The organism is Rariglobus hedericola (assembly GCF_007559335.1).
In the GTDB taxonomy this organism is placed as follows: domain Bacteria; phylum Verrucomicrobiota; class Verrucomicrobiia; order Opitutales; family Opitutaceae; genus Rariglobus; species Rariglobus hedericola.
The window spans coordinates 24,045-46,425 of record NZ_VMBG01000004.1 but is presented as its reverse complement, the minus strand read 5'-3'; the positions used below and the strand labels follow the sequence as shown (position 1 = coordinate 46,425).

16 protein-coding genes are annotated in these 22,381 nt (G+C 62.1%); 8 read left to right on the top strand and 8 right to left on the bottom strand.

The window, feature by feature from the left end; all coding sequences use genetic code 11:
- Nucleotides 1-5: 5 nt before the first annotated feature.
- The 4 genes from FPL22_RS16775 to FPL22_RS16760 all read right to left on the bottom strand — a co-directional run bounded on the left by FPL22_RS16775 (nucleotide 6) and on the right by FPL22_RS16760 (nucleotide 3,680).
- A complete protein-coding gene (locus tag FPL22_RS16775) occupies nucleotides 6-362 on the bottom strand; it encodes a copper-binding protein (RefSeq protein WP_144354193.1) in 357 nt (118 codons plus the stop codon).
- 19 nt (nucleotides 363-381) lie between these two features.
- Nucleotides 382-1,092: a PepSY domain-containing protein gene (locus tag FPL22_RS16770; protein ID WP_162525360.1), complete on the bottom strand. Its 711-nt coding sequence runs from the start codon at nucleotides 1,090-1,092 to the stop codon at nucleotides 382-384.
- Nucleotides 1,093-1,126: 34 nt separating this feature from the next.
- The gene (locus tag FPL22_RS16765; RefSeq protein WP_144354191.1) at nucleotides 1,127-3,181 is read right to left on the bottom strand and encodes a TonB-dependent receptor family protein; all 2,055 of its coding nucleotides are present in this window, start codon (nucleotides 3,179-3,181) and stop codon (nucleotides 1,127-1,129) included.
- 112 nt (nucleotides 3,182-3,293) lie between these two features.
- Nucleotides 3,294-3,680 carry a hypothetical protein gene (locus FPL22_RS16760; RefSeq protein ID WP_144354190.1) on the bottom strand — a complete coding sequence of 129 codons (387 nt, stop codon included), beginning with the start codon at nucleotides 3,678-3,680 and terminating at the stop codon, nucleotides 3,294-3,296.
- Between the two features lie 141 nt (nucleotides 3,681-3,821).
- Between FPL22_RS16760 and FPL22_RS16755 the strand changes: the two genes are divergently transcribed.
- The 5 genes from FPL22_RS16755 (at nucleotide 3,822) to FPL22_RS16735 (ending at nucleotide 11,955) form a co-directional block, all read left to right on the top strand.
- On the top strand, nucleotides 3,822-5,033 hold the full coding sequence (locus FPL22_RS16755) for a patatin-like phospholipase family protein (protein ID WP_144354189.1): 1,212 nt from the start codon (nucleotides 3,822-3,824) through the stop codon (nucleotides 5,031-5,033).
- 124 nt (nucleotides 5,034-5,157) lie between these two features.
- Nucleotides 5,158-6,684, top strand: a complete 1,527-nt coding sequence (locus tag FPL22_RS16750) for a phenylacetate--CoA ligase family protein (RefSeq protein ID WP_144354188.1) — start codon at nucleotides 5,158-5,160, stop codon at nucleotides 6,682-6,684.
- Nucleotides 6,681-7,970, top strand: coding sequence for an acetyl-CoA C-acyltransferase (locus FPL22_RS16745; RefSeq protein ID WP_144354187.1), 1,290 nt, complete (start codon nucleotides 6,681-6,683; stop codon nucleotides 7,968-7,970). Before FPL22_RS16750 ends, FPL22_RS16745 begins: the two co-directional genes overlap by 4 nt.
- Nucleotides 7,967-10,072, top strand: a complete 2,106-nt coding sequence (locus FPL22_RS16740) for a 3-hydroxyacyl-CoA dehydrogenase NAD-binding domain-containing protein (protein ID WP_144354186.1) — start codon at nucleotides 7,967-7,969, stop codon at nucleotides 10,070-10,072. The genes FPL22_RS16745 and FPL22_RS16740 overlap by 4 nt, the downstream gene beginning before the upstream one ends.
- Nucleotides 10,069-11,955 carry an acyl-CoA dehydrogenase family protein gene (locus FPL22_RS16735; protein WP_144354185.1) on the top strand — a complete coding sequence of 629 codons (1,887 nt, stop codon included), beginning with the start codon at nucleotides 10,069-10,071 and terminating at the stop codon, nucleotides 11,953-11,955. The genes FPL22_RS16740 and FPL22_RS16735 overlap by 4 nt, the downstream gene beginning before the upstream one ends.
- A gap of 24 nt (nucleotides 11,956-11,979) precedes the next feature.
- On the opposite strand, the gene FPL22_RS16730 is transcribed toward FPL22_RS16735, so the two are convergent.
- Nucleotides 11,980-13,110, bottom strand: a complete 1,131-nt coding sequence (locus FPL22_RS16730; protein WP_144354184.1) for a LacI family DNA-binding transcriptional regulator — start codon at nucleotides 13,108-13,110, stop codon at nucleotides 11,980-11,982.
- Nucleotides 13,111-13,346: 236 nt separating this feature from the next.
- Between FPL22_RS16730 and FPL22_RS16725 the strand changes: the two genes are divergently transcribed.
- Nucleotides 13,347-14,843: a beta strand repeat-containing protein gene (locus tag FPL22_RS16725; RefSeq protein WP_144354183.1), complete on the top strand. Its 1,497-nt coding sequence runs from the start codon at nucleotides 13,347-13,349 to the stop codon at nucleotides 14,841-14,843.
- Nucleotides 14,844-14,886: 43 nt separating this feature from the next.
- The gene (locus tag FPL22_RS16720; protein ID WP_144354182.1) at nucleotides 14,887-16,203 is read left to right on the top strand and encodes a hypothetical protein; all 1,317 of its coding nucleotides are present in this window, start codon (nucleotides 14,887-14,889) and stop codon (nucleotides 16,201-16,203) included.
- A 92-nt stretch (nucleotides 16,204-16,295) separates the two neighbouring features.
- Here FPL22_RS16720 and FPL22_RS16715 read toward each other — a convergent pair whose 3' ends face one another.
- Both FPL22_RS16715 and FPL22_RS16710 read right to left on the bottom strand, forming a co-directional pair.
- Entirely contained in the window at nucleotides 16,296-17,048 is a 753-nt protein-coding gene (locus FPL22_RS16715; protein WP_144354181.1) for a hypothetical protein, read from the bottom strand.
- A complete protein-coding gene (locus FPL22_RS16710; protein ID WP_162525359.1) occupies nucleotides 17,024-19,930 on the bottom strand; it encodes a hypothetical protein in 2,907 nt (968 codons plus the stop codon). The genes FPL22_RS16715 and FPL22_RS16710 overlap by 25 nt, the downstream gene beginning before the upstream one ends.
- Nucleotides 19,931-20,274: 344 nt before the next feature.
- On the opposite strand from FPL22_RS16710, the gene FPL22_RS16705 reads away from it, so the two are divergent.
- On the top strand, nucleotides 20,275-22,011 hold the full coding sequence (locus tag FPL22_RS16705) for a CIA30 family protein (RefSeq protein WP_144354179.1): 1,737 nt from the start codon (nucleotides 20,275-20,277) through the stop codon (nucleotides 22,009-22,011).
- Between the two features lie 61 nt (nucleotides 22,012-22,072).
- On the opposite strand, the gene FPL22_RS16700 is transcribed toward FPL22_RS16705, so the two are convergent.
- A complete protein-coding gene (locus tag FPL22_RS16700) occupies nucleotides 22,073-22,375 on the bottom strand; it encodes a Dabb family protein (protein ID WP_144354178.1) in 303 nt (100 codons plus the stop codon).
- Nucleotides 22,376-22,381: the final 6 nt, after the last annotated feature.

Sequence of the window (22,381 nt, the reverse complement as noted above, 5' to 3'; positions counted from 1 at the left end):
CCAGGTTACTTCGCGATCACCGAAGACTCCAGCCACCAGCCATCGGTCTTGCGCACCAGCTGGCCAGTGATGGCGGCGCCCTTTTTCGCGGCGTCGGATTTGAGCGTTTCGGCATCGACCTTGAGGAGCATCGTCATCGCTTTCATCACGCCGGGGATTTCCTCGTGCTTCACCAGCAGCGCGGATTTTTCGGCGAGCACATCGAGCACCACACCCTTGAGCGGATGACGCGCAGGAGCGGTTTCAATTTCCTTTTCAGTGCCCGTGGCAGCCACGCCGGCCACCGGTGCGGCGCAGCAGTCATCCGCCGAGGCACGGGTCAAAAAGGAAGAGATCAGAAGGATTAAAAAAACGGATTTCATAAGAGATGTTCAGGGAGTTTCAGGAGACGCGACGACGGGCGGTCGCAAAAAACAGCACGATGCCGGAGAGAGAAGCAAGGAAGGCGAGGCTGGTAAATCCAACCAGGACTCCATCGCGCCAAGGCTTGCTGGAGATGAAGGCGTATTTGTGGAAATACGTGAAAATATTCGCTTCAAACTGACGGCGGTTATCCGTGTGCCGCGCCACGCTGCCGGTGAGCGTGCTCACGTAGAGACGGGTGCCCCTGCCGTCTTCCACCTCTATGCGGTGAACGGGAAGCATGCGGAAAATAACGATGTATTCACCGTCAAAGGAGTCCATGCGACGGACCCATTTCACCGGTGAACCTCCGACGTAGCGCGTGGCGATTTCCTTGGCGTAGGTCGCATCGGTATCCGGATCTTCATGACCATCCACGGCATTCACGTAGAGCGGAACCGGCGAACCGGCCACCAACATTTGATACCACGGCTGCCCTCCAATCATTCGCAGCGACATTGATTGCACGGCGGCATCACTGCGGCCGAGGCGGGCCAGCGCATCGGCGGGCGTGACCTGGACGGCGGTTGCGTTGATGCGATCACCGGGTTGCGGTCGCGGCGGCGGTGACTGGGTCCAGGTCATCACCATGTGGATCACTCCGCTGCCGGAGGCGATCATGACGGTGAGAGCACAGGTAAGGCCGATCCAGCGATGGAGGCGGCGGATGACGGAGGGAGATAAGGCCATGTTAATTGAATCCAGATTTACAGGTGCAGTGAGATCAAAAGCGGTATTCGATACCGGCGTAAAAACCGCGGCCGTCGCCCGGGTAAAATGCCCGCGTGGCATCGCCGAGTGGCGCGCTGGCGATCACGTCGTGGGTCGCGGCATAGTCTTTATCGAAGAGATTCTTCGCCTCGATGAACCACGAGATACCCTTCTCCAGACGGCGGCCCAGCTTGAAGCCGAGGAGCGCATAAGGATCGGCCGCGAGCGTGTTGTCGAAATCCACATACGACTTGACCGGCACCCATTCGACGGTCGGACCGGCATACCAGCCCGCCGCATTTTCCCACATGAGCTCGGCGCGAATCAGATGGGGAGGAATGCCGGCGAGCGTGTTGTTTCCATACACGGCATCATCATCAAACTTAAAGCGGCCGTAAGTCCACGCACCGCGCAGCACGAGGCGGTTGTCGGGTTTGTCGTGCCAGCTCTGGCCGAGCACATCGATGTCCATGGCAAGCTCCACGCCTTGATGCGTGGTCTTGTCGGCGTTAATCGTTCCCAAGGGAGCGCCGAAGGCATCGTTGAGGGACAAAAACTCACCATCGATGCGGGCCGCATAGACCGATGCATCCCAACGAACCGGACCGCGCATGCCGCGCGTGCCGATTTCCACGCTGACGGCTTTCTGGGCGTCATTCGCCACCGCGCCACCGGTTTCCCCGGCAGAGGGCGGCTCATAACTTCCGGATACATTTGTGTAGAGCTGCACATCACGCCCGTCCCAGCGCAGACCGACTTTGGGCGAAACGTTATCATAGCTGCGGTCGTAGCTGGCGGCCGCGCCAAGCAGTTGATCGTTTTCACGGGTGTTGTGCGCCACGGTCGTTCCGAGAACCACCGTGAAACCACGTCCCAACGTGAACTGATCTTCGACAAAGAACTCGGTGTTCGTGGATGTCTGCTCGGAGCGTGCAGTCAACGCACCGCGGGCGCCGAAAACATTCTGATAGGTCGAGTTCCTCGACTCACCCCGCGTGAAGTTCACGCCCGCCCGCACGCGATTATCGTGCCCGAATAAATCGCTCGTGTTGGTGGCCGAGAGCCCCAGCAAAAGATCGTTGGTCAGCACATCAAACACCCCGGCGAAGGGAGTGATCGGATGATCCAGATCCTTGTAAGTCCAGGCAGCGGACAGCGCCACGAGTGTGTCGCCGATCTGCACGCTGGTCTTGTTGGCGACGCGCAGCAGATCGTAGTCGCGTTTGTTGTTATAACGCACGGCGCCAAAGAAGGACTTGTCCGCCTGCGACGGATCATTCTCCAACTCGGTTTTCGTGAGCGTGCCCGGCAGTTCGGAATCCGCGCGGATCGCGGTCACATAAAAGCGCGTCTCCGCATTTTGAGAAAGGCGCAGACCGGCATTGGCAAAGAGGCGTTGATTCTCCTGATCGGCGTGATCGCGGAAGCCGTTTTGCTGTTGCTCGGTAAACGACGCGTAGCCGTCCAGTGCGCCTTGGGATGAACCGCCCGCCAAGGTGCTTCGGAAATAGCCCCATGATCCCGCTTCGAGACGCGCAAAACCGCCCGGCGCGGTGCGTCCGGTATGGGACACGTAGTCGATGGCGCCGCCGAGAGTCGACGAGCCGTAAGCCAGCGCGTTGGCCCCGCGCCAGACGTTGATGTAATCGGCGGCACTCGCCTCAAGTGACTGCATATCGAACGCGCCGTCGGCGAAGTTAATAGGCACGCCATCTTGGAGGACGCGGATGCCACGGCCGTGATAGGTGCGTTGCAGGCCCGAGCCACGGATGGACAGACGGGCTTCGTCGGAGCCGAAACGCGGCTGGGCGAACACACCGGCTGACAGAGCGAACGTATCGGCGAGGGTGCTGGCGCGGCCTTTCAGGTAGCGATCGGAGTCCACCACCTCGGTGCCCCCGGCCGTGAGGGCCATTTCGACCCGCGCGGTTTCGAGCGAGGGAATCGTGAGTGATTGCGGACGGGCGGTGACCTCGACGCTGTCGAGGACCACCGGTGTTTCGGCGTGAGTAGCGTTGGCCAGGGCCAACGCGAGCAATGCGGATGCGGATAAAAAAATCGGTTTCATGAATACGAGAGGGCGGGCCCTTTTACGCGTGCGCACAGCGTCAACGCGGGGCCCAATGTGGAATGATGTCACCAACGCGCACCGTCACGGCACGCGCTCTACCAACGGACAATCAAACCAGCTCTCGTGGCGGTGGAACCGGTGGAGGCGAACGATCCCGCATCACGGGACTCGTTACAGACGGCGTCCACTTGCCGATCACCGGCAGCGTGGCGAAGAACACCGGCTGCGGTTGAAACACCATCAGAATCTTGCCCGTCGACTTCGCGTCGGACGGCAGCGCGGAATCCTGATGTTGCTTGGCCTCGCTCACACTTTCGCACACGCCGCACAAGTTGTCCGGCGTGAAGGTCAGTTTCACCGCTTGCGCGAGTGACATCGACTGCGAGTAGTTCGCGATCATGCGTCCCCAGGCAAACGTCTGCACCAAATCCCAATGGCTTCCGGTGGCCAGCAGCCACGCGGTCAGCATCGTGATGAGGGAGAGTTTCCGGCGCATAAGAAACGCGAACGCTGGTAATCAGATCCCGCGTTGGCAAGCCGTGGGTTCAACCAGCCCGCGCACAGTAGCCGGCCTTTTGTCCATTTACCCGGTGCTTCTGACGAACCGCTCCGCATCACCCGTGTCTTAACTTGCGTCATGGCCGACGTGCTCGCGCATTCCCCGCTTCACAATTCATCCGGCACGGGACAGACTCCGGGCGTGAACCCAGACCCCGTAAAACTGGCCTTGGTGCTGGCGGGTGGTGGCGCGCGCGCCGCGTATCAAGTGGGATTTTTGCGCAGTCTCGCCAAATCGTTTCCCGAACTGGAATTCCCCATCATGACCGGCGTCTCGGCTGGCGCGATCAACGTCGCCCATCTCGCGAACAACTGCGGCACCTTGCCGGTCGCCGTCGAGGAGCTCACCGACCTGTGGGAAAGCATCACGATTGATCAGGTCTTCCGGACCGATCTGCCCGCGCTGGTCTTCACGATGTTGCGCTGGGCCATGCGGCTCGTCTCCGGCGGCGTCAATCTCTCGACGCCGGCGCACGGACTCGTTGATACGGATCCTCTGCGAGCCGTGCTCGAAAAGGCCCTCGCTCCCGGCGGCGGACCATTAAGTGGAATCGGCAACAAACTCCGCAGCGGACATCTTTCCGCCGTCGGCATCACCACCACCAATTACACGACCGGCCAGTCCAACAGCTGGGTGCAAGGTGAGCATCTCAACATGTGGGAGCGCCCGGGGCGCCGCAGTTTCTCAACCGAGCTGACGGTCGACCACATCATGGCGTCGTGCGCGCTGCCGTTGTTTTTCCCCGCCGGAAAAATCGGCCACGACTGGCATGGTGACGGCGGTGTGCGCCTGACCGCTCCCTTGTCCCCCGCCCTTCACCTGGGTGCCCGTCGCATGATCGCGATCTCGACCCAATACGCCGGCGATCCTTCCGCCAGAATCAGCAACGAGCCGCGCGCTTATCCGCCACCGGCTACGATCATCGGCCTGCTCCTCGATTCCATTTTTCTCGATATGCTCGATTACGACGCCCTGAGCATCGAACGCGTCAACAGCCTGCTCGCCTCACACCCTTCAGCGCACGAAACCGGCCTGCATCCGGTCGATCTGCTGCTGATCCGTCCGTCAATGGATTTGAGCGTGATCGCCAACGAATTCGAGTCCGAGCTCCCGCGCACATTTCGCTTCGCCACGCGCGGTCTGGGCACCCGCGAAACCCGCCGCGCGGACATGCTCGCGACCCTCATGTTTCAACCCGGCTACATCCGCCGCCTCATCGCCCTCGGCGAAGCCGATGGTGATCGCCGTCACGACGAAATCGCCCGCTTTCTTGCTCCCGTGCTCACCTGAATCCCCCCTTGCGCCGAACCCCTTTCAGGAATAGATGTCATAAACAAAGTCACCTTTCTTCACGCGGCCCGCTTACCCCCAAAAAAAGCGGCGCCGATCACCCCAATGTCCGGCTTTTACTCCCATGCCGACTCCACGATGCACTCATCACTGGCAAGACCTCGATCGGGACTCCACGATCGCATGGCAGGGGCAACAACTGCATCGTTACCTGCGCGACTGCGTATTGCCTTTTTCATTACATTATCAGCGGTTGTTTAAAGAACGCGGGCTCACCGCCGCCGACATCCGCAGCGTCGCCGATCTCTCTAAAATTCCCTTCACCACCAAGGAGGACCTGCTTCCCACGAAGGAGAATCCCAAGCGCACCCTCGACTTCGTTCTCAAGCCCGACCCCAAAGTTCTTTCACGCCGGCTATCGGTCATCCTTTGGGCGCTGCGCCACGGACGTGAGCAGGTGCGCGACGAACTGGATCACGAATGGCGGCCCGTTTTCATGACGAGCACCACCGGACGCTCCAGCGAACCGGTTCCATTTCTTTATACTCAGCACGACATCGCGCGCCTCGGCTTGGGCGGCGGGCGCATCGTCGAAATCGGCGGAGTCCGCTCCGAGGAGCGCATGGTGAACATGTTCCCCTTCGCCCCTCACCTCGCGTTTTGGTATATGTATTACGCGGGCATGGATCGTAACATCTTCGCCCTCGCCACCGGTGGCGGCAAAGTCATGGGCACCGAGGGAAACTTGCGCGCCGTCGTGAAGCTCAAGCCCCAGGTCATCGTCGCGATGCCTACGTTTCTCTACCACGTGCTCCAGCAAGCCGTGGAGCAAAACCTCAAGCTCGAGGGGATTCGTCTGCTCGTTCTCGGTGGCGACAAAGTCCCCGACGGCACGCGTCGCAAGCTCGGTGATCTTTGCAAAAAGCTCGGTTCGCCCGATGTGCAGATCATGGCCACCTACGGCTTCACCGAGTGCAAACTCGCGTGGACCGAATGCCCTATCACGCCCGGCACACCGCCGCCGGGCTATCATCTCTACGCCGATCAGGGCATCATCGAGATCATCAATCCCGAAACCGGCGAAGTCATGCCCGATGGCCAAGGTGGCGAGATCGTGTGGACGCCTCTCGACCAGCGCGGAACCGTCGTGCTGCGCTATCGCACCGGCGACCGTTGCGAAAATGGCATCACATGGGATCCGTGTCCTTGCTGCGGCCGCCGCATGCCGCGTCTCGTCGGAAAAATCTCCCGCGTGTCTGACGTTCACTCCCTGCGTTTCCAGAAGGTCAAAGGCACCATCGTTGACTTCAATGAGCTCGAACGCGCCCTCGACGATCTCCCCGAGCTCGGGGCCTGGCAGATCGAACTTCGCAAGGCCCACGACGATCCGCTCGATCTCGACGAACTCAACGTCCACGTCTCGCCCGCCACTTCAGGCAACACCGCCGGCATCGAAAAAAACGTGCGCGAGCTCCTTCACGCACACTTCGAACTCACGCCCAACAAAATCGTCACCCACACCGAGGAAGAAATGCGCACCCTCCAAAAAGTCGGGGTCGCACTGAAGGAACAGAAGGTCGTGGACAACCGCTCGAAAGCCTCAGCCACCGAACGTAGCGGAACGGCGGAGCCGTTTCGTCCGAAACCATGAACGCTCCGCTCTACATCGTCGACGGCGCTCGCACTCCCTTCTGCAAGATGGGCAGCGACCTTGCCACGTCCGATGCCGTCGAACTCGGGCGCACCGCCGCCTCCGCCGTCCTCGCGCAAACCGGCCTCGATCCCGCGCTCATCGACGAGGTCATCTTCGGCTGTGTCGGCCAGCCCATCGATGCCGCCAACGTCAGCCGCGTGCTCGCCCTGCGTGCCGGCATTCCCGCCCACGTTCCCGCCATCACCGTCCATCGCAACTGCGCTTCCGGCTTCGAAGCGGTCACTCAGGCCGCCCAAAAAATCGCCGCCGGCCGAGGCGACATCTTTCTCGTCGGCGGCACCGAGAGCATGAGCCGTTATCCGCTCATCTACAACGACAGCGCCTCTCGCAAATTCACGACCCTTTCCCGCGCCAAAACGCTTCCGCAGAAACTCGCGGCATTCCTCCGTTTTCGTCCGTCCGATTTTTCTCCCCGCATCAGCCTGCAACTCGGGCTCACCGATCCGGTGTGCGGTCTTAACATGGGCCAGACCGCCGAGCTCCTCGCCCGCGATTGGCAGCTTTCCCGCGATACGCAGGATCATTTCGCACTTCGGTCCCACCAACGCGCCACCGCCGCCCGCGCGCGTCTCGCCGACGAAATCACTGCCATTTATCCACGCAACGCCCGAGAACCCTCCGCGGTTTTGACCGACAACGGCGTGCGTGAAACGCAGACGCTCGAAGCCTTGCAAAAGCTTCGTCCGCTCTTTGATCGTCATGGCGGCACGGTGACCGCCGGCAACGCCTCGCAAATCACCGACGGCGCGGTCGCCTTGCTGGTCATGAGCGAAGCCGCCCTGAAGCGCACCGGCCTCACCCCGCTCGGCCGCCTCGTCGATTACGCCTACGCCGGCTGCGAGCCCGCACGCATGGGCTTAGGGCCGGTTCATGCCATCGCTCGTGCCGAACAACGCACCGGTCTCGGGCTCGCCGACGCCGACATCATCGAGATCAACGAAGCGTTCGCCGCTCAGGTTCTCGCCTGCCAGTCGGCCGCACGCTCTTCGGATTTTTGCCGCACACACCTTGGTCTCGATCACGCACTCGGCGAGATCCCCGACGAGCGCCTCAACGTCAACGGCGGTGCCATCGCGCTCGGCCATCCGGTCAGTGCAACCGGCGCCCGTCTCGTGCTCACCGCCCTCAAAGAACTGCAACGCCGTCGCGCCCGTCGCGCCCTCGTCACGCTGTGCGTCGGCGGCGGCCAGGGCGGCGCGCTCTGGCTGGAGGCCGCCTCATGAACATCACCCGCCAACTCGACGCCGACGGCATCTGCACGCTGACCTTTGATCGCGAGGGTTCGTCCGCCAATGTCTTTGATCGCGCCACGCTCATGCAGCTCGACGCCTTGCTGACGTCACTCGAAAACGAGCCCGCCCTCCGCGGGATCATTCTCGCGAGCGCGAAGGACAAAATCTTCATCGCCGGCGCGGACCTGCACGAGTTTGTGCGTTCACCCGATCCCGAATCACTCGGCGGCATCGTCGATCTCGGTCACCGCGTCTTTACGCGTCTGCAAAAACTACCCGTGCCTTCCGTCGCCGCGATTCACGGCGCGTGTCTCGGCGGCGGTTGCGAACTCGCCCTCGCCTGCGACTGGCGCGTCGCCTCGACCGGCAAGCCCACCAAGATCGGCCTGCCCGAGACGCAGCTCGGCATTATTCCCGCGTGGGGCGGCTCGATCCGCCTGCCCGCGCTCATCGGCCTGCCCGCCGCCCTCGGCATGATTCTCCCCGGTCGCCAGCTCGTCGGCGCCCAAGCCCTCAAGCTCGGTCTCGTTGACCAGCTCGCGCATCCTGAATACCTGCTCGCCACCGCCCGCAAACTCCTCGCCGCCGGCAAACGCACACCGCGAGCCGTATCGCTCGCCAGCAGCACACCGCTCAAACACCTCGTCGCCTCCAAAGCCCGCCGCGATGTCCTCGCCAAAACCCACGGGCATTATCCCGCGCCGCTCAAGGCCATCGAGGTCTGCACCGCTACTCTCGGCCGTTCCCTCGAAGAGGGTTTCGCGCTCGAAAAGGCCGCCTTTCTCGAACTGATCCGCACGCCCGAGTGCCGCAATCTGCTCAGCGTTTTCTTCCTGCAAGAGCGTGCCAAAAAACTTCCCGCTCCTGCCGGTTCCACTGCACATCCCGTCCGCCGCGTCGCCGTGGTCGGTGCCGGCGTCATGGGTGCCGGCATCGCGCAGTGGAGCAGCGCCCGCAGTCTTCCCGTCATCCTCAAGGATGTCGCGCCCGACGCCCTCGCCCGCGGTCTGCGCACTATCGAGACCGTCTATCGCGAAGGGGCGAAACGCCGCGTCTTCACAGTCGCGGAAGCCACCGCCGGATTTGATCGCATCACTCCGGTCAGCACCGCGATTCCCCTCACCTCCGTGGATCTCGTGATCGAGGCCGCGGTCGAAAAACTCGAAGCCAAGCAGGCCATCTTCCGCGACCTCGAAACCCGTGTGCGGCCCGACACCGTGCTCGCGACCAACACCTCCGCGCTCTCCATCGACGCCATCGCGCAAACCCTGACTCATCCCGAGCGCGTCATCGGCATCCATTTTTTCAACCCGGTTCACCGCATGCAGCTCGTCGAGATCGTGCGAGGTCCGCGGACTTCTCCCGATACCGTGGCGACCGCGCTCCAGTTCACCAAGGCCCTCGGCAAGCTCCCCGTCATCGTTAACGACTCGCCCGGCTTCCTCGTGAATCGCATTCTCATGCCCTATCTGGTCGAAGCGGTGCGACTCTTCCGCGAAGGCCATTCACCCGCCGCCATCGACCACGTGATGCTCGACTTCGGGATGCCCATGGGCCCGCTGCGCCTCGCCGACGAGGTCGGTCTCGATGTCGCCCTTCACGTCGCCAAGGACCTCGCACAACGCCTGCCCAGCTCCGGCCCGCTCGACGACACACTGGACCAAATGATCGCCAAGGGCTGGCTCGGCAAAAAATCCGGTCGTGGCTTCTACATCCACAATACCCGTTCCCGCCACCCTGCCCCCAATCCCGATCTCGGTTTTCTGATCCCCCGCCCCTCCCGTTCCTCGTCGCCATCCTCCGCAGATACCCTGCGCGACCGTCTCGTGCTCATCATGGTCAACGAAGCCGCGCGTTGTCTCGCCGAGGACGTCGTCGCCTTTCCGGAAGACGTCGATTTCGGCATGATTCTCGGCACCGGCTGGGCTCCCTTCCGCGGCGGCCCCCTCCGTTATGCCGACTCACTCGGCGTCGCCTCCGTGGTCTCGCGTCTTGATGCACTCGCCCGCGACATCGCCCCGCACTTCGCACCGTGCGACCGTCTGCGCGCGATGAGCGGCGACAACCTCACCTTTTATCCCCCGGCCCCATGAACGCCACCGAAGACACTCCCAGCACCATCGACACCTCGAAGATGACCCAAGGCCAGCGCGAGGCGCTCGAGATGACCGAGTCCGCCCGCAGCGTGAGCGCCTACCGCAGCTTTGCCGGTGATCTGTTCATGGGACGTTTCTCGCTCGATCACATTTACCCGTTCCCGCTGCAACCTGCCGCCGACGTCGAGGCCGGACGCGCCTTTCTGACTGAACTCGAAACCATCCTGCGCGACGAAACTGATCCCGATCAGATCGATGCCGATGGCGAAATCCCCGACGCGTTGATCGAGCGTCTCGCGCGCCTCGGAGCGTTTGGTATCAAAATCCCCAAAGACTACGGCGGCCTCGGCCTCTCGCAGACCAATTACTCCCGCGCCGCGCAACTCCTCGGCAGCGTCGACGGCAATCTCACCGCGCTCCTCTCCGCCCACCAATCCATCGGCGTGCCCCAGCCGCTCAAACTCTTCGGCACCGAAGACCAGAAGGCCAAATACCTGCCGCGCGTCGCGAAGGGCGAAATCTCCGCCTTCGCCCTCACCGAGACCGGCGTCGGCTCCGACCCCGCTCGCATGGAAACCCGCGCCGAGCCCGATCCCGACGGCGAACACTTCATCCTCAACGGCGAAAAACTCTGGTGCACCAACAGCGTGAAGGCCGGTGTTATCATCGTGATGGCGCGCACACCCGACAAAGTCGTCCACGGCAAACCGCGCAGCCAGATCACCGCCTTCCTCGTCGAGATGAACACGCCCGGCGTGGAGCTGGTCACGCGCTGCCACTTCATGGGCCTGCGCGCGCTCTACAACGGCGTCGTGCGCTTCACCAACGTCCGGCTCTCCCGCGACGCCATCGTCGGCGGCGAGGGTCGCGGCCTCAAAGTCGCGCTCACCACGCTCAACACCGGGCGCCTCACCATTCCCGCCGCCTGCGTCGGCTTCATGAAGCGCAGCCTCGGCTACGCCCGCGAGTGGTCCGCCGCCCGCGTGCAATGGGGCGCCCCCATCGGCGAACACGCCGCCATCGCTGCAAAGCTCGCCCGCATGGCCGCCAACACTTTCGCCACCGAGGCGATGGTCATGCTCACGTCGTCGCTCGTGGATCGTGACAAGGCCGACATCCGCCTTGAAGCCGCCATGTGTAAACTCTGGGGCAGCGAAGCCGCCTGGCAGTCCATCGACGACCTCCTGCAAATCCGCGGAGGTCGCGGTTACGAAACCGCCGCCTCGCTCAAAAACCGCGGCGAGAAACCCGTCCCCGTCGAGCGCATGATGCGCGACAGCCGCATCAACCTCATCTTCGAAGGTTCCTCCGAAATCATGCGCCTCTTCCTCGCCCGCGAGGCGCTCGACCCGCACCTCAAAGTCGTCGGCACCGTCCTCGATTCGCGCCAGCCGCTCGGCAAACGCGCCGCCGCCGCGCTTAAAGCCGGTGGCTTCTACGCGCTGTGGTATCCTCGCCTTTACCTGCCATCGGGCGGCGTTCCCTCCGACATCTCGCCCGCCTGCCGCCCCGCGTTACGCTACGTGTCACGCACAAGTCACCGCCTCGCCCGTGCGCTGTTTCATGCGATGGCGCGCTACGGCCCGGCCCTCGAAAAACGCCAGCTCCTGCTCGGCCGCGTCGTGGACATTGGCAGCGAACTCTTCGCGATCACCGCCACCGCGCTTTACGCGGACGCATTGCTCAAACGCGACGATCCCACGCATTCCAAGGAAGACCTCGAATCCCTCGTCCGCGTCTTTACCGATCAATCACGAAGCCGCATCGCCGCGGCCTTCGCCGGCCTGTCGCACAATCACGACTCCACCGACTACACCTTCGCCCAGACGCTGCTCGACGATGCCCGTCACGCCGGGCTGCGCGATGGGATCGTGAAATAACCGGCGCTAAGTCACCGCATCTCCTTACATGGACGGACGTGCCGTGGAGTTGCGGATCACCAGCGTGGTGGGAATCACCACTTTGCGCGGAGGGCGTTTGGAGACATCTTCTTCGTCAAGCGTCAGCATCGCCTGGAGTTCGCACACGCCGGTGCGGCCGATTTCCGTGATGGGCGTATGCACGGTGGTGAGCGAGGGATGCAGTGAAGCCGCCAACGGAACATCGTCGAAACCGGTGATGCTGATGTCTTCGGGGACGCGCAGCCCAAGCTGCTGGGCACGACCGATGGCGCCGGCGGCGGAGGAGTCGTTGAAGCAATAAAGCGCGGTGGGGCGTTCGCTGCAGCGCATGATGTTGTCGATGGCGGCGATTCCGCCCTCCGCACCCAGCACGCCAAAAAAGCTGTAGTCCGGCGGAAGGTTGATCTTTTGCTCCGCCAGAACGGCTTCGATGGTCCGTCGCTGTTCCAGAATATTGTAGGCGTTGGCGCCGAGCGGTCCCAGCGAGAAGGCGATCCGGCGGTGCCCCAATCCGATCAGATGAGTGAGAATCTGCCGCGTGCCGCTGGCGTAGTCGGGCACCACGGAGGCCATGCCTTGCAGCGGTTGATACTGGCCCAAGTAAACGGCACGGGCACCCATGGCCTGTATGGATTCGAGGAGGCTTAGGTTGGCCTGGCCGGCACACAAAAACTTGGTCGCCGTGCCGCTACGGAGCGGGGCGGGCAAGGCCTCCGGATGAGCGTGGTAGTCCATGTGCTCATCGAACTGGCAGAACGTGATCTGTCCGGCTTGGTCGGCCAGCGCCTCGACGACACCCGAAAAGAAGTGGGAGTAGTAGGACGAACCGTGCAGACCGTTCTCTATAGATTTGGGCAACAGGAAGCAATAACCGCCCAACTCGGGATAAATGAGGTTCAGAGCCTTCGGATCCTTCGGTTGATAACCCAAATCACGGCAGGTCTTCAGGATCACATCGCGGGTGCGCGGACTCACCCGCCCGCGCCCGTCCGCGCTCGTAAGGAGCGAAGAGACCGCTCCGGCCGACACGCCGGCGATCCGCGCAATCGTGGTAACGGTCACCGCACGTCCCCGGGAGCCCTCGGACGACGGTTCGGCGGCAGAGACAACGGTGGAAGCAGCGACTTTCGACATACTTCCACTGCATGACGCGTGAGAGTTTTCCGTCAATCTTTTACAGATACATCACTATTCGATGTCACCCGAGTATAAATACCACTGTGAATCGTCATAAAACCAAGGCGTTAACTCTCCCCCAACACTCATCTTGGAGTTCGCGAGATAGCTGAAACATACTTGACTAGGTAAAATATATACATGAACTGATCAAAGTTTTATTCATCACCCGAAACCGTTCGCTCTTTTACCCCATGAATTCGCAATACCTCCGCTTCCCGTTGCTCGTTGCCTCTCTTCTGGCTGCACTTTCTCCGTTCTCGCTTTCCGCCGCGCCCGTCACTTGGACCGGCAATGGCGACGCCAATAATAGCGGTGACTGGGTGACCCCTTCCAACTGGTCCGCTTACCCTACCAGCGCCGACTTCGCCACGTTGGGCAACGTCACCAGCAGCTCACGCACGGTCACAATCAAAAACGGCGAAACCGCCAATGCCGGCCGCCTCATCTTCGACCAGGCCACTAGCGGCAGTTCAAACATCCTCACGATTGCCTCGGGCGGCCTCCTCACCGGACTAAGCGGAAGCCAGACTTGGGCCGCCCCCACCGCAGGCACCACCACGGTCAATGTCGGCGGCACGATTGAGTTCACCGGTGGAACTGGCGCTTTCGCCATCAACACCGGACTCAACTTCACAGACAATGGCGCGATCATCCGCAGCATCAGTGCATCAGCCACCCCGGCCTTCACGTTTGGCGGCGCGGTCAACGTCGCGGTGGGTTCCGGCGGAATCGCCCAAATCTCCAACACCAACACCGGACAGACCCTCGGTGCCACCTTCGGCGCCGCGTCAACCTTGACGGTGACCTCGGGCACCTTGGAGTTTTTCAGTGCCAGAACATTCGGCGGCGTCGGCAGCGTCACCACAACCCTTCAAGGAACCACCTCCATCGCCTCGGGCGCCACCCTTAAGCTGGCCGTCACTTCGGCTGCTGGCATCGGCAGCGCGGGTGTCGCGTTGACGAATTCCGGCACCCTCACCCAAAGCGGCAAAGTCACCACTAGCTCCCGTGGCGGCGGCGGCCCGAGCACGATTACGAATTCCGGCACTTGGGCCGTCTCCGGCTCGGGCGTGATCGAGAAACTCACCAACACCGCTTCCACCGCCGTCACCGTCTTCACCAACACGGGAACATTGCGCGGCAGCACCACGAGCGACTCGCTCAACTACGATCACGAGGTCAGCGCCGGCTCCGATCTCATCTTCACCAACTCGGGTATCATCGCCGCGGGCAACGGCTCCAACGGCTCCGGACTCACCTCCGTCGGGACGCTCACCTTCATTGATTTTAACATTACCCACAGCGTCACCACGTCCTCGTTGGTCTTCGACATCGGTGGCACCACCGGCGGCCAGTTCGACGTGATCGCGCTGCAGTCCAGTCAAATGGCTCTCACCAACGCCACGCTCGCGATCAATCTCGTCAACGGCTTCACGCCCTCGTCTTCGTTCGCCCTGGACATCCTCACCTCCGACGTGCCGTCCTCGATCAGCGGCAGCTTCGTCGGTATTACGGTCAACGGCAGCGCCAACCCCAACTACAGTTTCAACTACAACAGCACCACCGGCATCGGCACGCTGTCCTACAACGCGATTCCCGAGCCTTCGACTTACGCTGCCGCGGCGGGTCTGCTTTCTCTGGGCGCAGGCATTCTCCGCCGCCGTCGCACCGTAAAAGTTGCCGCCTGATCCGGATTTTCTTTCGTTTGTTCGTCCCGTCAAAAATCTTCCGATGCCCCTTGTTTCCCGTTCCCTGCTTTTCCCTGTCCTGACGCTGGCACTGACCGTCGTATGGCCGGCCGCGCTACCGGCCCAATCCGTCAAAACCCCCGCCGACTGGGATCTCAAAATCAGCCAGGTTCCCAAAGGCTTACCCGTAAAAGGCGAAGCCTGGCTGCCCGACGACGACAACTACGCCTGGCAGGCGGCCCGTTACATCGAAGGCTATCTCGCCCTCGCCCGCGTGACCGGCGACCGCAAATACATGAACGACTCGAGGGAGATCCTCGACTACATGCTCACGAACCGGGACGACATCCGCTTCGCCGACAAGCCGCTCGACGCAATCTACCACTACGCGCCGACCACCTACATGTTTCACCGCGGCACCCCCGCCAAGGGCTGGCGCCGCGGCTCGGGGCCGGCCCCGGCCAAGGGCGTGTCGGTGCTCATCGACGGCCGCATCTGCGAAATGTTCATCCAATGGTGCGAACTCGCGCGCCAGGGTTTCCCCGGTGTCTATGAGGCCGACGTCAAACGCTACCTCGACCGCGTGCAGGAGACCATTGAGATGCATCTCCCCTCGTTCTTCGACGTCATCAAGGTCGATCCCGTAAAAGTCACCTATCGCGCCACCCGCCCCGCCGGGGGCTTCCGTCATTGGTGGCATGTCAACGAGCTGACACTGCCGGCTTCCGAGGCGCCCCGCACCTACAGCGGGCAGATTCCCCTCAACCACAGCATGACCATGGCGCGGGCGATGCTCGGATACGGGCGTCTGCGCGGCACCGATGTCTATCGCGACAAAGTCCAGCTGGTCGTGAATTTCTTCCTCAACTCCATCGACCCCGCCGTGAAGGACCGCGCCCTCTGGGAATACGATCCGGCCCGCAAGGACCGGTTCGACATCGAGGATGTCGGTCACGCCGCCATCGATCTCTCTCTCGTCGAGGCCGCGTATCGGGCAGGCGGATACGGTATCGACGACGCCCTCGTCAAACGACTGGTGAAGACGTTCCACGGTTTCTACTACGAGCCGACTCACGACGTGTATTTCAACATCAGCGGTCCGAAAAAACCCGGCGACCTGCCGCGCAAGAACTACGGCGAACGCACCGCCATCGGCTTCGCCTCCTGGCTTTGGCTGGCGGAATTTGACCCGACCATCGCGGTCAAAGTGCGGGCCACCTATGAAACTTACTTCACCGGCGGCCCTTCTGGATTCACGATGGGCGGCTGGGGCAATCTGCTCTATGCGGAAAGCGTGCTCGCTGGGAAAGCGGCCATCGTTCTGCCAAAGACACCGGCCATCAAACCGGGCGGACGATAAGGCCAAGCGCCTTTGATACCCGGCTGAAAAAGGTCTCCCGCGAATCGCGGGAGACCTTTTCGTTTACGGGATTGAGCAGACCGGCCTTAGCTCTAGCGATTGGACACCAGCGGAACACCCGTCACCGGCGGCGGCAGAGTCTGATGCACCGCGCGCACTTGGATGCGGGTCGAGCCTGCATTCTTCGGCGGAAGGACGATCACCAGCACGCGCGTATTCGGACTGACCGACAGCGGCGCGTCATAGAGCGCGACCCAGCCCGCCGGCATGTGCACGGCCAGACCCACCGGCATGCCGGGATCGTGGTCTTCATCGGGCGCGAGAAAAGCCGTGGTGGCAAAGGTGCGCGAAACACCGGGCGGCAACGACACCTGTTCGGCACCAATGCGCCCGGCGAGATTGGCGGGCGTCGCGTTGATAACCCGCAATGTCTCGGGCGGAAATGCCGTCGGGCTGTCGTCGCTGGCAAGCACATCAAATTCCAGTCCCTCGGCATCGGGCGCGAGTTTGGGAACCAGCACAAACAACGCGGTGCGCACGCCCTGCGGCCACGTCGTGCGGGCGACGATCTTACGGGCGGGAATCCCCGTGATGGGATCTATGATCGCGCGTCCTACTTCCCACGTCTCGCCGGACGCCGCCGTCTGTTCGGGCGAACGCACCTGACGACCCAGCACCAGTGGGATGATCGCCGACGGACTGCGCGCGTAGTCGAGTTTGGCCCAGTCGCCGGCCGCACCGGCGAGCACCGAAAAAGTGCGAGGAGCGGATGGTGTGGCGGACACACCGGCGGCAGTGGCCACGCTGAGAACGAACAGGATCAAATATCGGTTGAGGAGAGCCATTGGAATTGGGTGATTTGGAATTTTCGGCCGAAGGGATACTTGGCGGGATTGGGCGCGAGCGGATCGGTCATCACGTTGGTGGTGCCGGTGGCGGGCGTCGTCAGATCCGGCGTGCGCTGCACGATCGCCTCGCACCAGACGCGCCCCTCGGTTTCACCGGTGACGGGGTTCACAGCATCTCCGTAGGCCCGGATGACAAACGTGTCGGACCGCGGAGTGATAAACGGCGCGATCGACGTGAGAATATCCGCCTGCGAAAGCCAGCCGGGCGAATAGGCGCGGACACCGGCGGGATTGATGCCGGCGTCGGTGATGGCTTGGGCGAGCACGCCGGCGTTGACGAAACTGGCGAGCGTGGGGAACGGCCGGCCACGGGCTTTCAATGAATTCACCACGCTGGTCGCAAGCGCGGAGACCTGCGCATCCGTCAACACGTGCACGCCACGATTGAAATCCTGGTCGCCGGTCGAGGTGGGCGCCAGCGCGGGGTCGGTTGAAAATTCCTGCGCGGAAGCACTGAAACGGAAATGGGCGTTGTCGAGCGCGGCGGCCGACGGACTGGCGCCGCCGTAGGACCAGGCGGGAATCTTGACGCCTCCGAGCACGGCGCGCCATGCGGTCTCCGAGGTCGAGTTGATATTGAACGCGCCGCGGATGAGCAGGTGCTTCGCGGAATGGAGCCGGTCGCGCAACGAATCGTCGGTTACACCGGGACTGGAATCACCGATAGCCGGAAGCGCACTACCGGGAGCGACGTAGAGCGCCGTGTAGCGGTTGGGCAGCGGTGAAGGCGCGGCGGGATCCCACGCAAACCAGCGCGGGATCGTGGAGAAGAAATACTTGTCGAAATAGTCGTTGGCCGCACCGCCCCAGGTGTTGCCCAGCATGTTGGGTTTTTCGCCGATCACATGCTGGAGCGAGCCCAGGGAAAACGGCTCCTGCGCGCCGAGGTCGAAGGCCGAGTAACGCTTCGCCGCGTTAAAAAAACCACCCGAGGACGCCTGGTTGATGTCACCAAGATTATCGGCCGGACCGGTGCTCCACACCGGAAAGCTCGCATCATAAAACGCACCGCCGAGATTGGTGCGACGGGGATCTTGCGGAGGATTGCCCGCGGTGCCGCTGGAGCCATCGGTCCAATACGCGGGCTCGTCGCGGAAATCGTAGGCGTAGCCAAAGAGAAATCCGGCGTTGCTGCTGAGATCCTCGGGAGGAACCCGCGAAACCGTTGCCGCGGTGAACGCTATGGCCGGACGATAAAAACCGAGCGTGTTTCCCTTGGTTTTCACCTCGACGGTGAAGGGTGCCGCGGTGGCGTCGATGGCGGGGATGCTCACGATGAGTCCGCCCGGGATGACGCCGGGCGGAAGCGTTGCGGTGGCCAGAGTAGTCGCGGTCCCTACATTCGCGACCGCGCTGCGGGCCGCTCCGCCGGACACGCTGAGAACGTTGCCGCCACCACCACCGCGAACGACCCTGATCTGTCCGGGAGCCCACGTCGTGATGCCCGTGGACGCGTTGTTGCTCACCGTCGCCACGATCGGGATGTAGGTGCTGCCCTGCAGCAGCTGGGCGTTCAGATCCACCGCGTATGAAGAGGTGCCGACCGTGACCGTGACGACCGGGAGATTCGTGAACTGAAGGCTCAGATCTGCGCTCGCGTTGATCGTGACCGCATAGGGATTCCAGAGCTCGGCCTGGATTTCGTATTTGAGGGCGAGCTGGTTCGTGCCGTTGCGATAAAACTGAAACCTGATCGCGCACTCGGTGAGCACCGGCCCCTTGGAGAACATGGGGAAGATCGTGTCGGTTTTGCTCTCCGCCTGCTTCTGATCGTGAAACGTCTGCAGTCCCGTGATCGTGGCGGGCCGTTCGCGGATGTAGTTCTTGATCGCTGACGACGCCGTCTGGGTGGAGTCGGAGAAATCCTGCCGCAACGCGCCGTTGGCGACGCTGTGGTCCACCAACACCGCGTAATTCACGGCGGCGGCATCATGAAACCGCGCGCGGCTTTCGTTCGCCGTGATGCCGCCACCGAGCGGGAGTTGCTGATAGGTGAGCGCGTTCGCAAGTTGGGCAACCGAGTCGGGCAGAAACGACGTGAACTGTTTCTCACTGCGCGGGCGCGGCTGGGACAATTGGCGGAGACGGGCGCGCTGGACGGGGTCGGCCGTCCAATTGCTGCCGGAGGCGGAGGCGTTGGCGATGGCGGCAGCCGCCGGTCGCGTGTCGTCGTAGTTGAGCGTATCGGACTGGTCGTTGAGGGCGGCACTGCTTTTCACGCCCTGATCGCCGACCCAGTAGGCATAATGCCCGACGACGACATCGGCGCCCGCAGAGCCGAAACCCGGGATTTGCGCCGACGGCACGACCAAGGGCTGGCGAACCAGCTTCACCCGCTCCGCCGATGTCGCGACCGTGGCCTCACCCACCAAAAAAACCTCGTCTGCACCGGCGGCAACCGCGGGATCGGGTGCGTTGGCTGGCGTGAGGCTCAGTGGATTCGCGCCCTCGTTGCCGCTCACCAACCACGAACGCAAAGTCGGCACACCGGCGACGGACTCCCACAGACCGGTCAGATAGGGCTGGCGCAAAGTGGCGGTCGAGGTGAGGTCGGCGCGGGCCGTCAGACGCTGGTCCAGGCCCGCCTGTTTTTGCAGGCTCCCGATTGCCACATTGAGGGCGAGCATCGCATTCTGCCGGGCCTGCGAAATCTTCTGGGAGTTGGTCGCCACCTGCGTCTCCACCCGGGTGAGCGAAGCGAGCGACACCAACAGCAGAACCAAGAACGCGAGCAGCGTAATCGTGATCAACAACGCAAACCCCGCGTTACGCCGGCCGACGCGCGCGCGGCGACCGTGAACGGGGGCAGTCAAATTCAAAGGGGTATTGGTAAACGGAGTCACAGGCAAAGCGCAGGCTCGGGGTGAAAAGCGCGTCAGGGTAGATTGAAACCAAGAATCCCACTTGTTGTGACTTAAACAAGTAAATAATTGATTAACTCCAACGCGACGCGTTAGACGCATCATTTTACCTAGTTAATAAGCTAAAATCACATCAACTTAATCTTAGACCATGACGATTTTTAAGCATAAATTATTCACGTTTTTACCATTTTAGTATTTTATTGATTTATTTGAGTGTAATTTTATTCAACGTTTTACCGAGAGGTCTTTCCGAGGCTTCGCGGCAGAAGGATTCAATCCTCAACCCAACCCCATACCCCATGAAAACCGCTACCGTTTGGCGTGCGCTTTGCGCATGCAGTTTGTTGTTCACCGCCACCTCCGTCTCGCGAGCCGCCGCCATCACCACGGCGGCGCAGTGGGACTCGGCAATGGTTGGCTATTACGGCGCCAACTTCGTTCCCGTGAAGTCCCAGAATTACCTGCCCGACCAGGACACGTTTGCCTGGACCGGCTTCATGTGGATCGAGGCCTATGTCGCCATGGCCCAGTGCACAGGTGACGCCAAATACATGGCGACCTCCAAGGAGATCATCGACTACGAGATCTCGAAGCGGGACGACAAACGCTTCACGACGCTGACACCCGAATACTGGACCGCACCGACCTACTATCTCTACTACAACGGCGTTCCGGCCAAGGGCTGGCGGCGTCTGGGCGGCAACGGCCTCGGCGAAATCTCGCAGTTGATCGACGGGCGCATCTGCGAAAGCATCATCCTCTGGTGCGAACTGGCCCGCCGCGGTTTTCCCCAATACGCATCCGCCGTCACGGGCTACCTTCCGCTCGTGAAGGAGACTCTGGATATGCACCTGCCTTCCCTGAAGGACATCCAGACAACCCAGCTGATACCCTCCGGCCACTACTACACGCACACGCTCGCGGCCAAGGCCTTCAGATATTGGCGGGATGAGACGACCGGCGGCGCCCCCGCTTCACCCACTCCGGTGACTTGGAGCGGCATCACCCCGATGAACCACAACTGCACCTTCGCCCGGGCGATGCTGGGTTACGACAGCCTGACGGGAACGACCACCTACAAGACGAACATCCAGGGCATCATCAATTACTACCTGAACTCGCTCGACTCCACCCGCCCGACAATCGCCGTCTGGCAATATGCCCCCTTGGATAATCTCGCGGCCAACCACAACAAACTTGAGGACGTCAACCACGCCGCCGTCACCCTCTCACTGATCGAGGAGGCGTATCGTATCGGCGGATACGGAATCACCACGTCACACGTTTCCCGCCTGGTTCAGACGTTCAACTTGTTCTACAACCCCACTGCAAAAGACGTGGACAACTTCATCGACGGCTCCGGCACCGTCCAGGGAAGCGGCCCGCAGACGGCGTCGATCGGCACGAAGTCATGGCTCTGGTTGTCCCAATTCGATCCGACCATCGCCACCAAGGTGCGCGCGACCTACAACCAGTATTTCACCGTCAACAACTCGGCGCAGGCGCTGTCGGCTTGGGCGAACCTGTTTTACTGGGACAGCCTCATCGCCGGCACGGCCGCCTTCGATGACACCTCGATCGCCGCGACACGCCCACTCTACAACGACACCGTCAACCGTCTGCTGTATCCTTACTCGGTGCAGACAACCTCGACCGAGGTCACGACCGGTTCGCCTCCGGAAGGCACCAAGCACACCCGGATTGATTACACGATCACCAGCCCGACCGGCTCCGCCTCGACGGTGTATTCGCTGTCACCCGCCGAGGACATCCTGGTCTGGGGCGGCATCAAAATCACCTACAAGAACTCCGGCCCGGCCGCCTGGTCGTTGCTCCTGATGGACGGCACGACCGCGATGACCGCCACCCTGCCCGCGCAGGCAACCTACGCAACCCGCACCCTGCGCTGGAGCGATTTTACCAACACGGCCGCCGTCAACAAATCAGCCATCACCAAGCTGCGCATCAGCACCACCGGTTCTCCGGTCGGCAGCACCGGCCAGTTCTTCTTCGATGACGTGAAACTGATCCCGTAAACGAACGACACCGACCATCGCGCCCCTTGGTTATACCGAGGGGCGCTTTTTTGCGTCCGGATTATTCCGCGTCGTAAATCTGCACCTTCGTCCAGAAGCTCTTGAAGCGCTCGATGAACGCCTTGTGCGTCGGGTGAACCTGATACTCGTTGTGGCCGGCGACATCGTCAAAGATCGCCGTGATCGAGAACGTGAAGCTCAGATCCACCACCGCGCGCGGGGGAATCGAAGCCGGCACGCCGACGAAGTATTGCTTCACGCAGGAAATCGGCCGTAGCGACTCCAGGCCTTCGTTGCGAAATTCGAGTTTCTGCGCGTCGGTCAGGTCAGAGCGCAGGTAAAAGAGGACGGTATGGACGAGCATGAGCCA